This window comes from Sulfitobacter sp. HNIBRBA3233 (assembly GCF_040149665.1).
Taxonomy (GTDB): Bacteria; Pseudomonadota; Alphaproteobacteria; order Rhodobacterales; family Rhodobacteraceae; genus Sulfitobacter; species Sulfitobacter marinivivus.
Genome location: NZ_JBEFLP010000005.1, coordinates 44,298 through 65,468 on the forward strand (window position 1 = coordinate 44,298; position 21,171 = coordinate 65,468).

Annotated in this window: 15 protein-coding genes; 6 read left to right on the forward strand and 9 right to left on the reverse strand. The window is 65.4% G+C overall.

From position 1 onward, the window contains the following. Positions 1-38: 38 nt before the first annotated feature. On the reverse strand, positions 39-398 hold the full coding sequence (locus ABMC89_RS17645) for a response regulator (RefSeq protein ID WP_349570298.1): 360 nt from the start codon (positions 396-398) through the stop codon (positions 39-41). Positions 399-477: 79 nt separating this feature from the next. Between ABMC89_RS17645 and ABMC89_RS17650 the strand changes: the two genes are divergently transcribed. From ABMC89_RS17650 to ABMC89_RS17675, 6 genes are all read left to right on the forward strand, one after another. Further along, positions 478-3,108: a CheR family methyltransferase gene (locus tag ABMC89_RS17650; protein ID WP_349570300.1), complete on the forward strand. Its 2,631-nt coding sequence runs from the start codon at positions 478-480 to the stop codon at positions 3,106-3,108. Next, positions 3,105-7,001, forward strand: coding sequence for a CheR family methyltransferase (locus ABMC89_RS17655; RefSeq protein ID WP_349570302.1), 3,897 nt, complete (start codon positions 3,105-3,107; stop codon positions 6,999-7,001). Before ABMC89_RS17650 ends, ABMC89_RS17655 begins: the two co-directional genes overlap by 4 nt. Next, entirely contained in the window at positions 6,991-7,347 is a 357-nt protein-coding gene (locus ABMC89_RS17660) for a response regulator (RefSeq protein WP_349570304.1), read from the forward strand. Before ABMC89_RS17655 ends, ABMC89_RS17660 begins: the two co-directional genes overlap by 11 nt. After that, positions 7,340-9,664, forward strand: coding sequence for a hybrid sensor histidine kinase/response regulator (locus tag ABMC89_RS17665; protein ID WP_349570306.1), 2,325 nt, complete (start codon positions 7,340-7,342; stop codon positions 9,662-9,664). The genes ABMC89_RS17660 and ABMC89_RS17665 overlap by 8 nt, the downstream gene beginning before the upstream one ends. A gap of 110 nt (positions 9,665-9,774) precedes the next feature. Continuing rightward, positions 9,775-10,134 (forward strand): response regulator, encoded by a 360-nt coding sequence (locus ABMC89_RS17670; protein WP_349570308.1) that lies wholly within the window; start codon positions 9,775-9,777, stop codon positions 10,132-10,134. Positions 10,135-10,235: 101 nt separating this feature from the next. Continuing rightward, positions 10,236-11,852, forward strand: coding sequence for a GMC family oxidoreductase (locus tag ABMC89_RS17675; RefSeq protein ID WP_349570310.1), 1,617 nt, complete (start codon positions 10,236-10,238; stop codon positions 11,850-11,852). Between the two features lie 27 nt (positions 11,853-11,879). Here the strand turns inward: ABMC89_RS17675 and ABMC89_RS17680 are convergent, their stop codons facing one another. From ABMC89_RS17680 to ABMC89_RS17715, 8 genes are read right to left on the reverse strand one after another with little or no spacing between them, the layout of a single operon-like run. Then, positions 11,880-13,253 carry a M20/M25/M40 family metallo-hydrolase gene (locus ABMC89_RS17680; RefSeq protein ID WP_349570312.1) on the reverse strand — a complete coding sequence of 458 codons (1,374 nt, stop codon included), beginning with the start codon at positions 13,251-13,253 and terminating at the stop codon, positions 11,880-11,882. Beyond that, positions 13,250-15,298, reverse strand: a complete 2,049-nt coding sequence (locus ABMC89_RS17685; protein ID WP_349570314.1) for a hydantoinase/oxoprolinase family protein — start codon at positions 15,296-15,298, stop codon at positions 13,250-13,252. Before ABMC89_RS17685 ends, ABMC89_RS17680 begins: the two co-directional genes overlap by 4 nt. Next, entirely contained in the window at positions 15,285-17,096 is a 1,812-nt protein-coding gene (locus tag ABMC89_RS17690; protein WP_349570316.1) for a hydantoinase B/oxoprolinase family protein, read from the reverse strand. The genes ABMC89_RS17685 and ABMC89_RS17690 overlap by 14 nt, the downstream gene beginning before the upstream one ends. Then, positions 17,093-18,112: an NADPH:quinone reductase gene (locus tag ABMC89_RS17695; RefSeq protein WP_349570318.1), complete on the reverse strand. Its 1,020-nt coding sequence runs from the start codon at positions 18,110-18,112 to the stop codon at positions 17,093-17,095. Before ABMC89_RS17695 ends, ABMC89_RS17690 begins: the two co-directional genes overlap by 4 nt. Beyond that, on the reverse strand, positions 18,112-19,089 hold the full coding sequence (locus ABMC89_RS17700; protein WP_349570320.1) for an ABC transporter ATP-binding protein: 978 nt from the start codon (positions 19,087-19,089) through the stop codon (positions 18,112-18,114). Before ABMC89_RS17700 ends, ABMC89_RS17695 begins: the two co-directional genes overlap by 1 nt. Beyond that, on the reverse strand, positions 19,086-20,105 hold the full coding sequence (locus tag ABMC89_RS17705) for an ABC transporter ATP-binding protein (protein ID WP_349570322.1): 1,020 nt from the start codon (positions 20,103-20,105) through the stop codon (positions 19,086-19,088). Before ABMC89_RS17705 ends, ABMC89_RS17700 begins: the two co-directional genes overlap by 4 nt. Before the next feature lie 2 nt (positions 20,106-20,107). Continuing rightward, entirely contained in the window at positions 20,108-21,007 is a 900-nt protein-coding gene (locus ABMC89_RS17710; RefSeq protein WP_349570324.1) for an ABC transporter permease, read from the reverse strand. Next, a complete protein-coding gene (locus tag ABMC89_RS17715; RefSeq protein ID WP_349570328.1) occupies positions 21,000-21,167 on the reverse strand; it encodes an ABC transporter permease subunit in 168 nt (55 codons plus the stop codon). Before ABMC89_RS17715 ends, ABMC89_RS17710 begins: the two co-directional genes overlap by 8 nt. Positions 21,168-21,171: the final 4 nt, after the last annotated feature.

Sequence of the window (21,171 nt, forward strand, 5' to 3'; positions counted from 1 at the left end):
ACAACGCGCTGTTGGCGGATTTGGTTTCCGCGCGGGCGTCAGGCCAGCGTTTCGATCAGATCGGCGATTTCACCCAGCCGCGCGGTTTTCGAAATACGCGCATCGGCCTGGCGCATCCCGGTTTTCATGATGGGGGAATCGAAGACCGACGCACTGCCGGTAAGGACCACGATGGACAGTTCGGGAAAGGCTTCGCGCACGCGGTGCAGCAGCGTGATGGCCCCGCCGCCGGGCATCAGCACATCCAGAAAAACCACGTCGAACCGATCGTCCGCCAGCGACGGAAGCACCTCGCGGGAGTGACCGAGCCCCACCACGCTGTGACCGAGTGCATGCATGCCTGCGCTGAAGGCCGAGATATAATCCGGATCGTCGTCAGCAATGAGAATTCGCGCCATCTGCCGCATCCGTCCATGATTGTTTTTTACCGCTGTCCATGAAAAAAGGAGAACAGCCAACAGAATATGTAAACTATCCATGACCGCTGTCGATTCCATAGATCAAACGGCGCCGTTTGACGGCCCGCTGATCGCCATAGGTGCCTCCGCAGGAGGGCTTGACCCGCTTGAGGCATTTTTCACCGCCGCCCCGACGGATGCGGGGTGGTGTTTTGTCGTGATCCAGCATCTGTCGCCGGACTATCGTTCCGTGATGGACGAGCTGCTTGCCCGGCGCTCGTCGCTGACGATCACCCATATCGAGGACGGTATGGCGCTTGCCGCCAATACGATCTTTCTCAATCCGCCGAACTCGCTGGTGCGGCTGGACGGCGATCATTTCCGCCTGACCCCTTACCAGCCCACCGACAAGCTGCCGCATCTGCCGATTGACGCCTTCTTCTTTTCGATGCGCGCGCGGGTCGGGCCGCCGCCGGTCGCGGTGGTCGTGTCCGGGTCGGGATCGGACGGGGCGCGCGGGACTGCCGCGGTGCAACGGTCGGGCGGGCTGGTGATCGTTCAATCCCCGAAGGAGGCGAAATTCAGTTCCATGCCGCGCGCCGCACTGGCCGAGGGCGCGGTGGACCGTGTGCTGGACGCGAGCGAAATGCCCGCCGCCATCGCATCGCTTCTGGAACGGTCGAACGGCTCGGACGGGAACGGCGGTTCGAACGCCGAGCCGATGGATCCGGAAACCGCCATTCTGCATCTGCTGGAAAGCGAACACAGGATCGATTTTTCGGTCTACAAGTCGCCCACGGTGATGCGCCGGATCGAGCGGCGCAAGGAACTGCGCGGCATCTCTTCGATCGCGGAGTACCGGGATCTTCTGTCGTCGGACACCGAGGCGCTCGAAGAGCTCTACCACGACATGCTGATCGGCGTGACCGAGTTCTACCGCGATCCCGAAGCGCTTGCCTCGCTGCGGCGCAATGTGCTGATCCCGCTGGTCGAGGGGGCGGACCCCTCGCGCGGGCTGCGGATCTGGGTCGCGGCCTGTGCCAGCGGCGAAGAGGCCTATACCCTCGCCATCGAACTGAGCGAAGTGATGCTGGAGCTTGATCGCCAGATCGATTTCCGGATCATCGCGACAGACGTGCACCGCCGCTCCATCCAGCGGGCGGCGGCGGGGATCTATCCCGTCGAAAGCATCGAGAAGTTGCCAGAAGACCTGCGCGAGCGGTATTTCGTCGATCATCGCGATGGCGTGGCGGTCGATCCCTCGATCCGCCAGCAGATCATTTTCTCGGTCCACGACGCGCTGCGCGATCCGCCCTTCATGCGGCTGGACCTGATTTCCTGCCGCAATCTGATGATCTATCTCGACGATGCGGCGCAGGCGCATCTGCTGGGCATGTTCCAGTTCGGCCTGCGCAAGCAGGGACACCTGTATCTGGGCGGATCCGAAAGCATCGGCGCGCGCGATGAGGATTTCGCGACCGTCGACAGCAAGTCGCGCATTTTCCGCAAGCTGCGTGACCGCGGCAGGCTGGAGTCGCCGATCCTGAATTCGGCACTGACGGATCGCCCCATGCGCCGCGAGATCGACGACCTGCCGCTGGTCAAGCCGTCGCGCCCGCCGCTGACCTCGGTGGACAGCGGACAGGGCCCGCGGCGGGACCGCGACGCGCTGCTGCGCGGGTACGATGCGCTGCTCAAACGCTATGCGCCGTCGTCGATACTGGTGTCGTCGGACGGGATGGTGCTGACATGGTTCGGTGCGGCCAGCGGCTATGTCGACACCATGAGCAATCTGGCCGACTGGACGGTCGAGGACATCGTTCACCCCAACCTGCAATACCCGATCAACGTTGCGATCGAGCGGATCAAGCAGGGCGAGGAAAAGACCTTCGAACGGCGCGTGAAGATCGACGCGGACACCGAGGGCGCGCATGAGGTGATGCTGAAGGTCGAACCGATCGGGCAGGGGCCCGGTGGCAACCGGTTCCTTCTGGCGGCGATCACGCGGCTGGACGGGACTGCGATTGCCGCCGAGGACGGGGCCGAGATCCTCCGGTCGGACGAAAGCGGTGACGAGGCGGTACTGGCGGCGCGCATCAGGGAGCTGGACCGCGATCTGCGCCTGACCGAGGAAAGCCTGCAATACGTCACCGAACGCCTGGAGGCGAGCGGCGAGGAGCTTCAGGCCTCGAACGAGGAATTGCAGGCCTCGAACGAAGAGCTTCAGGCGTCGAACGAGGAAATGCAGAGCTCCAACGAAGAGCTGCACGCGGTCAACGAGGAGCTTGTGTCGGTCAGCGCCGAGCACGAGCGCAAGATCACGCAGCTGTCGAACCTGATCCACGACACCGAGGTCATACTGGATATCCTGAGGGTGGGCGCCATCGTGCTGGACGCAAAGCTGCGGGTGCGCCGCTTCACCGGATTGTGCCGCGACGCGTTCGAGCTTCAGGAGCATGATATCGGGCGGCGCATCGCGTCGGTGGGCACGCGCCCCGATTTCGTCGCCCCAGAGGAGCTGGCCGAGCGTGCGTTGGCGACGCGCAAGCCGCAGGAGGCGACAGGGCAGTTCGCGGGCGGGTCGTTGCGTCTGCGCGCGCTGGCCTTCAGCCCCGTCGAAGGGACAGACGCGCGCGGGGTCGTACTGCTCTACGACGGGGATCTTATCGACGCTGCGGCGTCGCGGAAGGGCACCGGTGAAGGATCGTGAAGAACGCGTCTGTGCCCTTGATCGGTATTGCGGTTCTGGGGGCGGATCGGGATATTCTGCGCGCGCTTCTGGCGGGGATCGAGGCACCGGTCGGCGCGGCCATCGTGGTGCTGCTGTCGCGCGGCCCTGCGGGCGCTGACGGCGGGGCGGAGGAGTTTCTGGCCGATCATCCGGTGCTGACCGGTGTGACCGCGCAGGGGGCGCACAGTCTTGAACCCGACCGCGTCTATCTGGTGCCCGCGGACCGTTCCGTCACGCTCGATAACGGCACCCTGTCCACGCAGGAGCGCACGCAGGGCGGCGACCGCGCGGTCGCGTTCTTCGGGGAAATCGCGCGGGCCGCAGGCACGCTGGCCGTGGGCGTTTCGCTGTCGGACAATCCGCAGAATGCCGCCGCGGGTCTGGAGGCGATCCGCGAGGCGGGCGGGATCACCCTGTCGCGGCGTGCGCGGGGGGCCGCACAGGGCGAATCGGCAGCGGACCTGACCGGCGACGTCTCGGGGCTGGTGCGGGAACTGCAGGCCATCGCGCGCCATCTGGGACGCGGCGGAAGCGAGTCAGCGACGGACCTGCACGATTTCCTGTCGATCCTGCGCGACGAGACCGGGCATGATTTCCGCGACTACAAGCTCGGCACGCTGGGCCGGCGGATCGGGCGGCGGATGTCGATCAACCGGATCACCCAGCCCCAAGACTATGCCGCGCTTTTGAGAGATTCCGCGCAGGAACGCGCGGCGCTGGTGACCGATCTTCTGATCGGGGTCACGCAGTTCCTGCGCGATCCGGCGGTCTGGGCCGCCTTTGCCGAACAGGCCATCGACGCCCAGATCGCGGATCTTTCGGAGGGCGACACCATCCGTGCATGGGCGGCGGGCTGCGCCACCGGCGAGGAAGCCTATTCGCTCGCCATGCTGTTGAACGAACGGATCGAGGCATCGGGCAAACAGATCGGCGTGCAGGTCTTCGCCAGCGATCTCTCCGCGGCAGCCATCGCGATTGCACGTCAGGGCCGCTATTCGGGGCCGACGCTGAAGAACCTGTCGCAAGGGCGGCTGGAGCGCTGGTTCCGCAAGGACGGCGACGACTACAGGGTCACGCCCGCCCTGCGCGACTGCGTGGTCTTTGCCCATCACAACGTGCTGTCCGACCCGCCGTTTTCGTCGGTGCATCTGATGGTATGCCGGAACCTGCTGATCTATCTCGACCGTGAAACGCAGGTCAGGCTGTTCGACACGTTCCATTTCGCGCTCACCCCCGGGGGCCGCCTGTTGCTGGGTCAGGCAGAGAACGCCGACGCGGTGCGCCCGCTCTTCGAGGTGGAGGACATGACCGCGCGGATCTACAGGCGCAAATCGATCCGCGACCGCGATCATATCCGCATCTCCCCCGCGCGCGCCACGCAGAAGACGGCGGACCAGCCCCGCATCGGCACGCAGCTGGCCGGTGACAACGCAGCCGTGCGCAGCATGCTGGCGCGGTTCGTGCCCCCCGGCGTCCTGGTCACGGAAGAGTTCAAACTGGTCAGCCTGCACGGCGAGGTTTCGGGCTATCTCGGGCTGGACCGGGGCGGGATGACGGCGAATGTGCTCGACATGGTGTCGGAGCGTTTCCGCGCGCAGGCTTGGTACGTCCTGCAAACCGCCCGCCGGGAGGATCGCGAGGTCCAGACGGAAACCCCGACGGTAAACGAAGCGGGCCGTCCCGTGCGCCTGATGGCGCAGCCCCTGACCTCAAAGGGCGAGCGGTACTTCCTGCTCTATTTCCTGACCGAACAGGAGACTGCGGCAAAGCCCGAACGGACGCCTGCGGAAGATGCCGAAATTGCAGACCGCTACCTGAGCGAGATCCGCGCCCTGCAAAAGCAGCTCGAAGTGGAGCTGGAGAAGGGCAATATCTCGACCGAGGAGTTGCAGACCGCACACGAAGAAATCCTGAGCGCCAACGAGGAACTGCAAAGTTCCAACGAGGAGCTGGAGAGTTCTCGCGCGGAGCTGCACACGCTGAACGAGGAACTGGCAGGCACGAACAACCAGTTGGTGGACAAGATTTCGGAACTCGAAGCCACCAACGACGATCTGCTGAGCCTGATCAACTCCACCGATACGCCCACCGTCTTTCTGGACACCGATCTGAACATCCGCCGCTTTTCCGCACGCACCACGGCGCTGCTGCGGATACGTCCGGGCGATATCGGCAGGCCGCTGGGGGATCTGGTGTCGCGGGTCGACGACCCGACACTGGAAGACGACCTGCGCCGCGTCATCGACATGCCGCAGACCATCGAATGCGAAGTCTCGGGCGAGGGCAGCACCTACCTGCGCCGCGTGGCGCCGTATTACACCCGCAAGAATGTCTTGCAGGGGGTGATCGTCACCTATGCCGATGTCTCGCGCCTGCGCGATTACGCGGAGAAGCTGAAGCGACAGGCCGCGCAGCAGTCTTCGGTGGTGACGCTGGGCCGTCTGGCACTGGAGTCGGAGGATATCGAGAGCCTGTTCAACCGCGCCTGTAGCGATCTTGCCGGCAATCTGGGCGCGGAAATGGCCGCGGTGATGCGCCACAACTCGGCCGAGGATGCCTTCTTGCTGGAGGCGGGTACGGGATGGCCGCGCGGGCTGGTCGGGCGCACCTTGGTGCCGGCCTCAAACGACAATGAATTCGCTTTCGCCCTCGGCCGCAGCGATCCGACGGTGATTGCCGACATGTCCGCCGAGCCGCGCATCACCCGATCCGAGCTGATCAGGGATGTATCGGCGCAATCGGGCCTGTGCGTGCCCGTGGGGCCGGTCGGGTCGCGCTGGGGATTGCTGAGCCTGTTCTGGAAAACCCCGCACACGGCGGACGCGGATGAGATACTCTATGCCAGTTCGGTGTCGAGCGTGCTGTGGCTTGCCGTCAGCCAGGCGGAAACCAAGCAACTGCGCGACAAGGAACGCGCGGCCCTTCAGGAATTGATCGATGGCCTGCCGATCCTGATCGCCGTTGTCGGCGCGGATATGACTGTCGATCTCTTCAACGATTCCTGGGAAGATATCGGCTTTACCTCGGATGAGACGCAGAACTGCGGGTTCGGCGATCTGCTGGGCGAGGAGGCGGCGGCCATCTGCACCGAGATCGTGCAGGGCCGGCGCGCCGTTCCGCGCGAGGGAGTGGAGTTTTCCATCAACGTTCCGGGCAAGGGCGCGCGCACTCATCTGATCTATTGCGTCCCGCGCGAGACACCCGGCGATACCGGCGGCTTTTTCTTCGCGGCGCTCGACATCCACGAACGCAAGACCTCGGAAGAGCGCAATCGCGTGATCTCGGCAGAGCTGGACCACCGGGTGAAGAACGTGCTGGCGCTGGTCGACACGATTGCCCGCATGACCAGCCGCAAGGCAACCAGCCTTGCGCAATTCCGCGAGGATTTTTCCAACCGTGTGCATTCGCTCGCGCGGACACACACCCATCTGGCCGCCGAAAACTGGGACGGGATGGACCTGCGGCGGCTGATTGCCGAAGAGCTTGAGGCTTTCGCCCCCACCGACACGCGCGCCTACAGCATCGAGGGGCCGCAGCTGATCCTGGGGCCGACCGCCACGCAGAGTTTTGCGCTGGCGATGCACGAACTGGTGACCAATGCCGCGAAATACGGCGCGCTTTCGGTGCCGGACGCGACGCTGTCGGTGCGCTGGCAGCTTGCAAACGGCATGCTCGACCTACATTGGTCAGAGAAGGGCACTGGCCCTCTGTCGCAGCCGGAAGGCAACGGATTTGGGACGACTGTCGTGACGAACGCGATCAAGAACCAGCTGGGCGGCCGCATGACGGCGGCGTTCGGCGAAACCGGACTGGAGATCGATATCGAGATCCCTCTCAAGAATCTGAGTGCGGGGGATACCGATGACCTCTGATCCCAAGACCGTCCTCGTGGTCGAGGACGAAGCGATCCTCGCGCTTGAGCTGGAGTTCGTCCTGTCCGACCACGGCTATCGGATCGTCGGCCCCGCAGGGCGGCTGGAATCCGGGATCGAGATGGCCGAGACAGCCGTGGTGGATGCGGCCCTGCTGGACCTGAACCTGCACGGCAAAAGCAGCGATCCGATCGCCGACAGGCTGGCCGAGCGTAATATTCCCTTCCTCTTCCTGTCGGGACACACGCGCGATGTTCTCTCCGAACGCCACTGCAATCGCCCGCTGCTGTCCAAACCCTTTGTCGAGGCAGATCTCGTGATAGCGCTGCGCCAGCTTCTTGGCTGACCACGGCACACTGCCGGGCGGGGCCGGGTGGATGCGCGGGGTGCGCCCCGCTCCTTACTGGCTGGGCGGTGCGGTTCTGGTCGTGGCCTGTGCGGTGCTGCTGGGGTGGATCCTTGGTGGGGTCGGCGCGCTGGTGCGGATACGGGCCGATCTGGCCGAGATGGTGCCGTCAACCGCGCTGTCCTTCGGGTTTCTGGCGGCTTCGGTGATCCTGATCCGCCGGCAGGGCAGGGTTGCGGCGGGCAGTGCGGCGTTGATCCTCGCCGTGCCGTGCATCGTGGTGGTCGAGTTTATCCTGCATCTGAGCACCCCCGCGCTGCCTTCCGCCCTTGATGCGTTGCGGCTGGGCGGCATGTCTTTCGCCACGCAGTTTTGCATGATGGCGGCGGCGCTGTCGCTGCCATTGCTGATGTCGGGGCAGTCGGGTTTGCGCCGCGTGGGCGGTCTTCTGGCCACGCTGGGTCTGATCGCCGCGCTGCTGGCGGTGGTCGGCTACATGATGGACGCGCGCGCGCTTTACAGCGTGCTGGCCTTCTCCGAAATGGCGCTGCACACGGCGACAACCTTCGTCCTGCTCTTTGTCGCGATTCTGTTGCTGCGGCCCGAAGGCAGCTGGGCGCGGCACATTCTGGGGAGGGGGCGCGGCAGCCGCGCGGCGCGGCGGCTGATCCCGTTCGCGTTCCTGGCCCCCTTGGTCATCGGCTATATTGCCCTGGCTTTCACGCAGGCGGGGCTGCTGGACGAAAACATCCGGCTTGCCCTGCTGACGCTGGGGCTTTCGGTTCTGATCACCGCCGCGATCATGAACGCCGCGGCACGGGCGAATGCCACCGAAGCCTACGAGGCCGCACAGGACCTGCGCCTGCGCAGTCTGCTGGACGGCATCGGCGCCAGTGTTTTCGCCGTCGATGCGCAGGGCAGTCTGCGCTTTACCAACGCCCAGGCCGAAGCGCTGTCCGCGCCCTTCGGCGGGCCGCAGAACTGGCTGCGCGACGCGGTCTTTCTGGAATCCGACCGCACCACGCCGCTGGCCCCTTCCGACACACCGCTGGCGCGCCTCTTGCGGGGCGACAGCCTTGCCGATCTGCAGGTGACCTACGCGCACCCCGACGGGCAGTTGCGCGATCTGCGCTTCCTCCCCGGCAGCTATTCCGACGTGCGCGGAGAGCGGATTTTCATCCTGACCTGCCGCGATGTGACCGAGGAAACGCGCGCCCGCGCCGACGCCATGCGGGCGGAGCGGCTGGATTCGCTGGGTCAGCTTTCGGGCGGGATCGCCCATGACATCGCGAACCTTCTGGGCGTGATCCGTCTGAACGCCGATGTCGGCGCGCTGAAAGGCGGTGTCACCGAAGCGGAATTCGCCGCGATCCAGAATGCCTGCGACCGGGGTGCCGATCTGACCGGGCGGATACTGGCCTTTGCCAAGAGCCAGCCAAGCCATCCCGAAGTGGTCGATCTGCGCCAGTCGCTGACCGAAACGCACAGTTTTCTGCGCCGGACCGTGCAGTCCGACATCGATCTGCATCTGGACCTGCGCGGCCCGATCAGCGTGCTGTGCGAACGCGGATTGCTGGAGAATGCGGTGGTCAACCTTGTGCTGAACGCCCGCGACGCGCTGGTGGATGCGGGAACCGACGCGGGGCGGATCACCCTCGGGCTGCGCGCAGCGGGGAAGGGGGCGGTGCTGTTTGTCGAGGACAACGGACCGGGGATGACCCAGCACACCCGCGACAATGCGACAGAGCCGTTTTTCACGACGCGTCAGGCGCGGGGCGGAACCGGTCTGGGCCTTGCCATCGTCGATGCCTTCGCGCGCAACAACGGGGCGCAGCTTGCCTTGCTGGAGGCGGCCTCGGGCGGGGCGCGGATAGAGCTGCGGTTCGATCTGCGCGTGCAGGATGGCGCGGAGCCTCTGGCGGCATTGCCCGGCGGTGTGCTCCGTCTCGATGGTCTGCGTATCCTCGCGGTGGAGGATGACCCGATGTTTCACCTGGCGCTCGAAAGCATCCTTGTGAAACTGGGCGCGGATGTCACCATGGTCGATTGCGGCCCGCAGGCGCTCGTGCAGGCCGAATCCGACGCGCCCTTCGACCTGCTGCTGACCGATATCACCCTGCGCGGCGGGATGAACGGATTCGAGGTGGCGCATCGCGTGGCCCGGATCAGGCCCGGGTTGCCGCGCATGTATCTGTCGGGCTACGCGGCCCCCAAGGACAGCGCCCAGCCACATCCCGACGGGCCGTTCCTGCAAAAACCGGTCAGCGCCGTGCGTTTGTGTCAGGAGATTCACAAACATTTGGACAGCACTCGGTAATCGCGATATTATTGTCAATAATTTCGATCTAACGTAGTGTCATGTATTATAGACAGCAGCCTACGGCGGATTTATGAATTCCCCTGTTGCCGGTCTGTAGGAGTAGTTAGATGCCGAATTCGCCCAAGGTGCTGATCGTCGAAGACGAGCATCTGATCGCTCTGGACATGAAGCAGACCCTTGTCAGCAACGGCTACGAGGTGGTCGAGATTGCCAACGAACCGGACACTGCGCTGGCCTATCTGGCGGTGGAAAAACCGGATGTCGCGCTGCTGGATCTCAACCTCGGTGATGGCCACACGAGCTTCGAGGTGGCCCTGCGCCTCAAGGAGCTCGGCTGCCCGTTCGTTTTCGTGTCAGGCTATTCGCGATCGACTTTCGATCTGCCGGAGAATCTGGCCGATACCCCGTGGATCGCCAAGCCGTTTCGCGAGAAACAACTGCTGTGCGAGCTGGAACAGTTCGCCTGAACCTGCCCTGAAACCGCCCCAGGTTTTCAAGAAATTCCTTTGATCGGGTCGCGTTTGCGTGTTGGTCTGTTCAAGGAAGCTTGAAGGACAGGAGCGGCGGCATGGAATTCGACTATGTGATCATCGGCGGCGGCTCTGCCGGATGTGTTCTGGCCGCGCGGCTCAGCGAGGATCCCGACGTCAGCGTCTGCCTGCTGGAAGCGGGCGGCAAGGGCCGCGATCTGCTGATCCGGATGCCCGCCGCGGTGATCGCGCTGCTGCCGGGGCGTCCGAAAATCCACAACTGGGCCTTTCACACGACACCGCAACCCGGCCTGAACGGGCGGCGGGGCTATCAGCCGCGCGGCCGGGCGCTGGGGGGATCGAGCGCGATCAACGCGATGCTCTACGTGCGTGGCCAGCGCCAGGATTATGACGGCTGGGCCGAAGCTGGCTGCGAGGGTTGGGGCTGGGACGATGTGCTGCCCTATTTCCGCCGCGCCGAGGGGAACGAACACGGCGCGGACGACCTGCACGGCGGCGACGGCCCGTTGCAGGTCGCAGACCAGCGCGCGCCCAGCCCGGTCACCCATGCGTTCGTCGATGCAGCCCAACAGCTGCAAATCCCCGGGCGCAAGGATTTCAACACCGGCGACAACGAAGGGGCGGGCCTGTTTCAGGTGACGCAGTTCCACGATGCCGCGCGCAACGGCGAAAGGTGCTCGGCTGCGGCGGCCTATCTGCATCCGGTCGAGGATCGTGCGAACCTCAAGGTGATTACCAAGGCCCATGTTGCGCGCATCCTGTTCGACGGCAAGCGCGCCTGCGGCGTGGCCTTTCGCGAGAACGGCAAGGGCCGCGAGGTCCGCGCCCGCCGCGAAGTGATCCTGAGCGCGGGTGCCTTCGGCAGTCCGCAGATCCTGAACCTGTCGGGGATCGGAGCCGCGGACGAGCTGTCCGCGCAGGGCATCGATGTGCTGCACGACCTGCCGGAGGTGGGCAAGAACCTTCAGGATCACCTCGATTTCATCCTGGCGTTCCAGAGCGACAGCCCCGACACCATCGGTCTGGGCCCGCGCGCCACGCTCAAGACGATCCGGGAAGCGTTGAAGTGGCGGCGCGACGGAAATTCGGTGACGGCGTCGCCCTACGCGGAAGGCGCTGCGTTCTTCAGATCCGGGCCGGAGGTGACGCGGGCCGACCTGCAACTGCATTTCGTCATCGCGATTGTCGAGGATCACGCGCGCAAGCTGCATATGTCGAACGGTTTCAGCTGCCACGTGTGCAACCTGCGCCCCTACAGCCGCGGCTCGGTCAGCCTCGCCAGCCGCGATCCCGCCGCAGCACCGCTGATCGATCCGGCGTATCTGTCGGATGACCGTGACATGCAGATCATGGTCAAGGGCGTGAAGAAGATGCGCGAGATCATGATGGCAGAACCGCTCGCGAAATATCGTGGAAAGGAACTGTTCGGCACCGATGGCATCCGCACCGATGCGGAATGGGCCGACATCATCCGCGAACGCGCGGACACGATCTATCACCCCGTCGGCACCTGCCGGATGGGCAGTGACGCGGCTTCGGTCGTGGACCCGCAGCTGCGGGTGCGCGGTGTCGAAGGGCTGCGGGTGGTCGATGCGTCGGTGATGCCCACGCTGGTCAGCGGCAACACCAACGCGCCCACGATCATGATCGCGGAGCGTGCCGCGGATCTGATCCGCGGGCACGCAGGACGCTAGATTACATAACCCTGATTATGGGGGTATTCACTCCGCCGCTTTCTGCGGCAGGTCAAGGCGCCCCAGCTCGTCCAGAAGAGCCGCTCCGGTCTTGATCCCAGCGATGAAGAGGTCGATTTCCAGATTCTCGTTCGGGGCGTGGTTCGCCTCGTCCGCGTTTGCGTAGGGCACCACGAAGGCGGGCTTGCCGAGGATCTTGGTAAAGACGTAGTCGGGCAGCGACCCGCCGACGGTGGGATAGAGCAGCGGATCGACCCCGCGCGCGGCCTTGATCGCGCGGATGATCGGCGCGGCAAACGGGCTGTCGAGCGGCGTTTTCGACGGCAACATCCCGTTGTGGCGGACCACTTCGACGCCGGGCGCGTGGGCTGCGACATGCGCCTCGATCCGTTCGAACACATGGGTGGGGGTCAGCGGTTCGACCAGACGCACGTCGCATTTCGCGATGGCCTCGTTCGGCAGCACCGTCTTGCTGCCCTGACCGCCATAGCCTCCGTGCAGACCGTTGATGGTCAGCGTGGGGTGGAACATCAACCGGTCCCAATAGGGCCGTTCGACCGGCCCGTCCATCGTGTCGAGCTGAAGATCGCGCATCACTGCGGCGGCATCGTCGGGCAGGCGCGCGATGGCTTCGCGTTCCAGATTGGTCGCGGGGATTACATCCTCGGTCAGGCCCTCGACGGTGATGTTGCCATCGGCGTCTTTCATCGTGGCCAGCAGTTGCACGAGGGTCCAGATCGGGTTCGGCACCACGCCACCGTAGTTGCCGGAGTGGACATCCCGCGCGGCCCCTTTCGCCACCAGATCGAAGGAGGCGACGCCGCGCACACCGAAGGTGATGATGGGCTTGCCGCTTTCGTGCAGGGGGCCGTCCGATGTGACCACCAGATCGGCGTGAAGCCGGTCGCGGTTGTCGCGCACGAAATCCGCGATCTGCGGAGAGCCGATTTCCTCTTCGCCCTCCAGCAGGAAGGTGATGTTGCACGGCAGCGTGCCGTTGACCTTCAGGTGCGTCTCGATCGCGAGAAGCTGGGCGAAATGCTGTCCCTTGTTGTCCCCGATGCCGCGCGCCCAGATCCGCCCGTCGCGGATGGTGGGCTCGAACGGGGGGCTGATCCATGCCTCCAGCGGGTCCGGCGGCTGCACGTCGTAATGCCCGTAAAGCAGGACAGTGGGCTTTGCCGGATCAACCTTCAGATGCCCCAGCACGAAGGGATGGCCGGGGGTCTCGACCAGCCCTGCGTCAAATCCCAGACCGCCAAGGTGGTCCACCAGCATTTGCGCCACTTCGCGGATGCCGATGTTATGCGCAGAGATGGACGGGTGGCTGACATACTTCATCACCCGTTCGACAAAGCTGTCGGCGTTTTCGTCGATATGGCGGAACAGCGCTTCGGTCATGCCTGCGCTCCTTTCTTCAGCAGGATCGACCCCGAGGCGTGGACCGTGGCGGTCCAGCCCGGTGCGATCACCGATGTGGTATCAAGCTGCGTGATGATCGCGGGACCGGCGATTTCGGTGTTCTTGCCGAATGTCGCGCGGTCGTAGATCGGCGTTTCCATCGTGCCTTCGTGCCAGTGGACCTGCTGAGTCTGGATCGGCTCTGGCGCTGGTGCGTCTTCCAGTTCGGGAAGGCTGACCGGATCGGTTCGGCCCGCAGCCTCGACTCGGATCGTGACCAGTTCGATCGGCGCGTCGAGCGTAAAGCCATAGAGCGCCTGATGCGCCTCGCGGAAGCGTGTTTCGGTCGCGCTGGCGCTCTCGGCCCAGTCCACCGCAATCTCTCCCCCCTGCCCGTAGAACCGTAAAAGCGCGCGCGTCTGGATCTCGCGCTGTGCCGGCGGCACGTCCTCGGTCTCCAGCCAGCGGATCGCGTCTTCGGTCAGGGCCGCGACGATGCTGTCGCCCGCCGCCTGATCGACGGGGCCGGGTTTGGGCAGGGCGCGGGTGAATTCGGCTTTCATATCCGCGGCCAGCAGGCCAGCGGCGCACAGAAGGCCCGGTGCCGCGGGGATCAGCACCTGCGAAATCCCCAGAAGGTCGGCCAGCGCGCAACCGTGCAGCGGACCTGCCCCGCCGAATGGCACAAGGGTGAAATCGCGCGGATCGTGGCCGCGCTCGACCGATACCGTGCGCACGGCGCCGACCATGTTGTTGTTCATGATCGCAAGGATCCCCTGCGCCGCCGCTTCTGCCGTCAGGCCAAGGGGGCGGGCGACGTTCTGCTCGATCACCTTGCGCGATGCGGCGACATCCAGCGACATCGACCCGCCCAGAAGCGCGTGGGGCAGATTGCCCAGCGTCACATGCGCGTCGGTCACGGTCGCTTCGGTCCCGCCGTGGCCGTAGGCGGCAGGCCCGGGCCGTGCGCCGGCGGAATGCGGACCGACGGCAAGCGTGTCGTTGCTGACCGCCGCGATAGAGCCGCCACCGGCCCCGATCGTGACCATATCCACCATCGGCAGCGACAGCGGCCATTCGCCCACCTTGCCCTGCTGGGTCAGCGCCACATCGCCGCCCTGGATCAGGCAGATATCGGCAGAGGTGCCGCCAATATCGACGGTGATGATATCCTCGATCCCGCAGGCCGCGGCCGTGTCCACCGCACCCACAACACCCGCCGCCGGACCGGACAGCGCGGTCAGCGCGGGGGCCACGCGGATCGCTTCGGTGCCCGCGACACCGCCGTTGGACTGCATCAGCAGCAGCGGCGAGGCGGCTTCGGCTTCGGTCAGGCGGTCCTGAAGGCGGCTGATATAGGTCGATACGCCGGGCATGACGCTGGCATTCAGCACCGTGGCAAGCGAGCGTTCGAATTCGCGCACCACCGGCAGCACGTCGGTCGAGCAGGTGATCGCCACACCGGGAAGGGCGGCGCGCAGCAATTCGACCACCCGCAATTCGTGCGCGGGATTGGCGTAGGCGTGCAGCAGGCATACCGCCACCGCTTCGACGTTCTGTTTCTTCAGCGCCTCGGCGGCGGCGTGAACGCTCGCTTCGTCCAGTTCCGCCATGACGCGCCCGCCGGTGCCGATCCGCTCGTCGACCTCATGGATGCGTTCCGCTGGAACCGGGCGGGCGGGTTTCACCCAGTTGAACAGGTTCGCGTGGCGCGGAATATCCTGACGCCCGATTTCCAGCACATGCCGGAAGCCGCGCGTTGTCACCAGCGCGGTGCGCGCGCCCTTGCCTTCGAGGATCATGTTCGTGGCCACCGTGGTGCCGTGCAGCACACGGCCCAGATCGGAGGCCGCGATGCCCGCATCCTCGAGCACCATGTTCACGCCGGTCATGAAGGCCTGCGACGGATCATCCGGCACCGACGGAGTCTTCGCCCGCCAGATCGCGCCGCTGGCGCGGTCCAGCAGGGAGATATCGGTGAATGTGCCGCCGATATCGACGGCAACGGCGTAGGCGGGATCGAATGTCATGTCAGACGAGGGCATCGACATACTCCTTGCGGTAAAAACGGCGGATCTGTGGTTTGTCGGCGCGCAGCGCCTCGGTTGCGGCGGCATCGACGGTTTCGGCGTCGATCACCACGCCATATTCGGCGCGCGCGGCCTCGACCGAGACGAACCCGCCCAGCACATCGGCCAGAACCTCTTCGGCGGGGCGGTCGTAGGGATGGCCGTAGCCGCCCCCGCCGCCGGTTTCGATCCTGAGGATATCGCCTTTCTTCAGCATGTTCCCGTCCGACAGCGGGTTCAGGCGGACTTCATCCGGGGTGCCGGGGTTGACGATGGCAACGCCGTGGCGGCCGGATTTGCCGCCGTGGATGCCCCATGGCGGGTTTTCAACGCTGTCGATGCGGATGGCGATCATGGTCTCCTCGGCGAGGATTTCGTATTCGCGCACGATGCCGCAACCGCCGCGATACCGCCCCGCGCCGCCGCTGTCCGAAACGATGCCGTAGGTGCGCATGGTGACGGGATAGCCCGCTTCGAGGAATTCGACCGGATAGTTTTCCTGTGCCACGAAATAGACCGCGTCGATCCCGTCCGCCGTGGCCCGTGCCCCGTAGCCGACGCCGATGCCGTCGGCCAGAAGGTAGGGCTCAAGCCGCCCGTCCTCGGTGCGGTATTTGCCGCGCATGATATTGACCACATAGGCCGAATTCGAGGCTGGCGCCTCTCCGCCACCGGTGTTGAGCAGACCGCACATGGCCGAGATCATCCGCATCGCCGTCAGACCCCGCAGGCCCAGCGGCGCGGGGTATTCGGGTTGCAGGAAACTGCCCTTGCGAAACAGCACCTCGTCGATCGCGTTCGGCCCGCCCGCGTTGCAGACCTGGCTGGGATCACCGCCGAGATAGAACAGACCCAGCGCCATGCCGGGCACGCCCTTGTTCATCAGGTAGTTTACCGGCCCGGGGGCCTGATCGTCGCTGTCACGCGCATCGAAGGTAAAGACATCCTCGCCCTCCGCGCCCTTGGCGCGGGTCAGGGAAAACCGCATGTGGAAGGGGCCGTTGCCGTGCCCGTCCGTGTCGATGGCATCGGTAAAGCTGTGGGTGCCGTAGTCAAAGGTTTCGGCCAGCTTGTCGCGCACCAGCTTGCGGGTGCGGCGCAAAAGCTGCGCCAGCGCGTCGGCCATCACGTCCGGCCCGAACCGGTCGAGGATCTCGCCCACGCGGCGCACGCCGAGTTCGACACTGGCCATGAGCGCGCGCATGTCGCCGATGCTCTGATCGGGAAAGCGCGAGTTGCGGTGGAAGATGTCGAGCACGGCCTGATTGACGCGCCCGGCCTCGATCATCTTGGTGACGGGGATCATCACGCCTTCCTGAAAGATGTCGGTGGCATCGGGGCTGATCGATCCGGGGCGCAGACCGCCGATGTCGGCGAAATGGGCCCAGCTCATCACGAAGGCGCAGACACGCCCCTCGCGGAAGACCGGCGCCAGAAGCACCTGATCGTTGGAATGCGAGATCGCCCCGTAGGAGCCATAGCAGTCGTTGTACCAGTAGACGTCGCCTTCCTGCATCGTCTCGATCGGGAATTTCTCGATCACCGGGCGGGTCATGTCGCCGAAGATCGGCACCATCGACCCCACGGCCATGGTGCCGTTGCCATCGAAAAGCGCGGTGTAGAAATCCTTCTTCTCGCGGATGAAGGCGGAAATCGCCGTCCGCTCGATCAGCGCTTCCATCTCGGATTGCGCGGCGGCGATGGCGCCGCGAATAATCTCGAGCGAGACGGGATCGCAAAGCGGTTTCTCGGTCAGGCGCGTTTGCTGGTTCATGTGGGACTCCGATCTTGGGAAATGGGAAACAGGACGGTCTGTCCCGCAGCGCCGCTTTCGACGCGCTGGTGCGCGGCGGCAATGTCTTCGAGGGGGTAGCGTGCGCCGATCTGGGGGCACAGCTGGCCTGCATCGGTCAGGCGCGCGATCATCGCTTCGGCCTCGCGGCGTTCGGCATCGGTCAGGCGAAACCCCTGCACGAAACGGATGCGCGCCCCGAGGTTGGCCAGTGCGTAATAGGGCAAAACCGGCGTCGGGTCGGACGAGCACGAATAGCTTGCGATCATCCCGCCGGGGGCAAGGCAGGCGATGTCGGTCTCAAGATTGGCCGCAAGATCGACTTCGACAATCCGGTCGACACCCGCGCCGCCGGTGGCCGTGGCGACGGCGTCGGCCACGTCTTCGGCATGCCGGTCAATTGCCACCCCGGCGCCAAGGCGGCGCACGGTTTCGGCGGCTTCGGCGTTGCTGACGGTGGCGATCACCCGCGCGCCCGCCGCGGCGGCGACCTGCACGCACATCTGACCCACCGCACCGGCGGCCCCCTGTATCAAAAGCGTCCGGCCCGCGACATCGCCGTCGCCCAGCACCGCCAGCCATGCGGTCAGCCCCGGCACACCCAGACAGGCCCCTTCGTCGAAACCGAGCGTATCCGACAGCGGCACCGCCTGCGCCGAAGCCAGTGCGATGTATTCCGCGGCGGTCCCGAAGGCGCGCCCGCTTTCGCCGTATCCGCCCTGGGCGTTCCACATCCAGACCCGTTGTCCGATGCGATCGCGCGCGACGCCCGCGCCCACGGCCTCGATCACCCCTGCCCCGTCGCAATGCGGGATCACCAGCGCATGCTCCATCCGCGCGCCGTTCCAGCCGCCACGCCGTTTCACGTCTGCCGGATTGATGCCCGAGGCCATGACCCGCACCAGCACCTCACCCGGACCGGGTTCGGGCTGCGGATGCGCGGCCACGTCCAGCACGTCTGCTGCAGGGCCGGTTTGTCTATAGGTTGCGGCGCGCATCATGGCCCCGCGAAATGGCAGGCCACCAGACGCGATCCGATCTGGCGCGGTCGGGGTACTTCGCTGGCGCAGCGGTCAGCCGCTTTCGGACAGCGGTCGCGGAACACGCAGCCCGAGGGCGGGTTGCGCGGGTCGGGCGCGCCGCCGCCGATGGGAAGCGGATCGTGGCTTTGATCCACGCGCGGTGTGGGTACGGCAGCGACAAGCGCCTGACTGTAGGGGTGCAGCGGGTCGCGCACGATATCCTCGGTCGGGCCGTCCTCCATGATCCGGCCCAGATACATCACGATGGTCCGTTCACAGACGTAGCGGACCAGCGCCAGATCGTGCGAGATGTAGATCGCCGTCAGACCCAGACGGTCGCGCACATCGCGAAACACGTTCAGCACCCCTGCCCGCACCGACACATCCAGCATCGAGACCGGTTCGTCCGCGACCACGAAATCGGGATCGAGGATCAGCGCGCGGGCCATCACGACGCGCTGCAACTGCCCGCCCGACAATTGGTGCGGGTAGCGGTCCAGAAACTGCGCAGGATCGCCAAGGCCCACCAGTTCCAGCGCCTTGATGACACGGTCGTGCCATTCGCCTTTGGGGATGCGCGCGTTCGACAGCGGCTCTTCGAGCGTCTTGAGGATGGTGTAGCGCGGGTTCACCGCGTCGAACGGATTCTGGAAAATCATCTGTGACCGGCTGCGGAAGCGTTGCAGGTCCGCGCCGCGCAGGTCCCGGATCTCTTCCCCGTCAAAGCGGGCCGATCCGCCGGTGATCTCTTCGAGCCGTACCAGAACCCGGCCCAGCGAGGTCTTCCCGCAGCCGGATTCGCCCAGAAGACCGACGCTTTCGCCGCGTTTGAGCGTGAAGGTCACGCCGTCCACCGCCTTTACCGTCGACGGCAGGCCCATCATCGCCGACACGGCGTTGCCGATCTTGTAATGCAGCTGCGCGTTGTCGAGTTCGATCATCGTCTCGGTCATGCCACCATCCCCCATGTTTCGGGCTCGGCGGCCTGGGCGCGCAGGGTTTCTGCCTCGTCGGCGCGGTGGCAGGCGACGAAATGGCCCGGCTGTCCCTCGACCAGCGGCGGGTCTTCGGCGCGGCAGGTGTCCGTCGCGAAGGGGCAGCGCGCGGCAAAGCGGCACCCGTCAGGCGGATTGGCCAGATCCGGCGGGCTGCCCGCGATCGGGGTCAGAACGCCGGTCCCGGCCGAGCGCAGATCGGGGAACGCGTTTTTCAGACCCATGGTATAGGGGTGCAGCGGTTTGCCCAGCAGGGTCGCGGTATCGCAATCCTCGACCACTTTGCCCGCGTACATCACCACTGTCCGGTCGCAGGTATAGGCCACGACGGAAATGTCGTGCGTGACCATGATCACCGACAGGCCCAGCTTGCGCTGAAGACTGCGCAGCTGATCAAGGATCTGCCGCTGGATGATCACGTCGAGCGCGGTGACGGGTTCGTCCGCGACAACCAGCTTCGGCTCCAGCGCGAGGGCGAGCGCGATGGCGGCCCGCTGGCGCATCCCGCCCGAGAACTGGTGCGGGAAATCGCGCAGCCTGCCCGCGTCGATGCCCACCATCTCGAACAGCTCGACCGCGCGTTTGCGGGCGTCGCGTTTGCTCATCCCGCCGCGGTCGCGCAGGACTTCGGCAATCTGGTATTCCACCCGGTACACCGGATCGAGAGAGTTCATCGCCGATTGCGGGATGAACGAGATGTCGCGCCAGCGCAGCGCGTTCATCTTGCGCTCGGACAGCGCCGCGAGGTCCTGCCCGTCAAAGTTCATCTGCCCGCCCGCGATGCGCGCGTTGTCGGCGATGATGCGGGTCAGGGCGCGGGCCATCGTGGTCTTGCCACAGCCGGATTCGCCCACCAGCCCCACGATGCTGCCCTGCGGGACATCGAAACTGGCGTGGCTCACGGCAATCGTGTCGTGGCCGCCCACGTCGTAGGCGATGGAAAGGTCACGGACGGAAAGTAGCGGTTCGGACATGCTCAGCGCCCCAATTTTGGAAACAGCAGGTTTTCGTACCCGCGCGAAATGAAGAAGCCCGCGCTGACCACGAGTATGATCGCCAGCCCCGGCGGGATGAACCAGTGATAGGCCTGACGGGCCAGCGCCTGGCTGGCGAAGGCATCCTGCAACATGAAGCCCCAGCTGATCGCCTCGGGGTCGCCGAACCCCAGAAAGCTGATCGAGGCTTCGGTCAGGATCGCCCAGCCGATGGCGATGGACCCGTAGAGAAACGACAGCGGCAGGATGTTGGGGGTGATGTGGCGCAGGATGATCTTGAGGTCGGAGGATCCCACGACCCGCGCCGCCTCGACATACCCGCGCGAGCGCAGCGACAGCACCTGGCTGCGGATCACCCGGCCCGTGTCGCGCCACAGCACCAGCGCCATCGCGATGACCGTGTTCCAGATCGAGGGTTCGGAAAAGGCCGAGATCACGATCACGAAGGGCAGGAACGGAATGCCGAAGGCGACATCGGCCAGACGCATCAGCACCGCATCGACCCAGCCGCCGAAATATCCCGCCAGAAGCCCCACGATAGAGCCGATGAAGGCGACCATGAAGGCCGCGGTAAAGCCGACCAGCAGCGCCGACCGCGCGCCCCAGACGATCTGCGAAAAGATGTCCCGGCCCAGCGATGTGGTGCCGAGGATATGCCCCTGCACGCCCGGCAACAGGTCCGATGCGAGGTCGTAGTCGGCGGTATAGAGGATCTCGGTCGGGTCGTAGGGGGCGATCAGCGGTGCGCAGATCGCGGTGGCGATGAACACCGCGTAGATCGCCAGCCCCGCAAGGGCGAAGGGATCACCGGCGGGCAGGCGGATCGCACCAAAGATGCGGGCGATGCCCGAAGGCGGAAGGTCTGCTACGGCTTCAGGCATGGGAAATCCTCGGATCCAGAAGGGTGTACAGAAGGTCAGCCAGCAGGTTCATCGCGATCACGACGACCGCGATCATCAGGAAGGCACCCTGCGCCAGCGGGTAATCGGAGGCAGATACGGCGGCGACCAGCTCTCGGCCCAGTCCGGGCCAGGAGAACACGCTT

Bases quoted from the DNA above. Each gene is read 5' to 3' on its own strand.
- ABMC89_RS17645 (WP_349570298.1), bottom strand. From the start codon at position 398: ATGGCGCGAATTCTCATTGCTGACGACGATCCGGATTATATCTCGGCC.
- ABMC89_RS17650 (WP_349570300.1), top strand. From the start codon at position 478: ATGACCGCTGTCGATTCCATAGATCAAACGGCGCCGTTTGACGGCCCG.
- ABMC89_RS17660 (WP_349570304.1), top strand. From the start codon at position 6,991: ATGACCTCTGATCCCAAGACCGTCCTCGTGGTCGAGGACGAAGCGATC.
- ABMC89_RS17670 (WP_349570308.1), top strand. From the start codon at position 9,775: ATGCCGAATTCGCCCAAGGTGCTGATCGTCGAAGACGAGCATCTGATC.
- ABMC89_RS17675 (WP_349570310.1), top strand. From the start codon at position 10,236: ATGGAATTCGACTATGTGATCATCGGCGGCGGCTCTGCCGGATGTGTT.
- ABMC89_RS17680 (WP_349570312.1), bottom strand. From the start codon at position 13,253: ATGACCGAAGCGCTGTTCCGCCATATCGACGAAAACGCCGACAGCTTT.
- ABMC89_RS17685 (WP_349570314.1), bottom strand. From the start codon at position 15,298: ATGCCCTCGTCTGACATGACATTCGATCCCGCCTACGCCGTTGCCGTC.
- ABMC89_RS17690 (WP_349570316.1), bottom strand. From the start codon at position 17,096: ATGAACCAGCAAACGCGCCTGACCGAGAAACCGCTTTGCGATCCCGTC.
- ABMC89_RS17695 (WP_349570318.1), bottom strand. From the start codon at position 18,112: ATGCGCGCCGCAACCTATAGACAAACCGGCCCTGCAGCAGACGTGCTG.
- ABMC89_RS17700 (WP_349570320.1), bottom strand. From the start codon at position 19,089: ATGACCGAGACGATGATCGAACTCGACAACGCGCAGCTGCATTACAAG.
- ABMC89_RS17705 (WP_349570322.1), bottom strand. From the start codon at position 20,105: ATGTCCGAACCGCTACTTTCCGTCCGTGACCTTTCCATCGCCTACGAC.
- ABMC89_RS17710 (WP_349570324.1), bottom strand. From the start codon at position 21,007: ATGCCTGAAGCCGTAGCAGACCTTCCGCCTTCGGGCATCGCCCGCATC.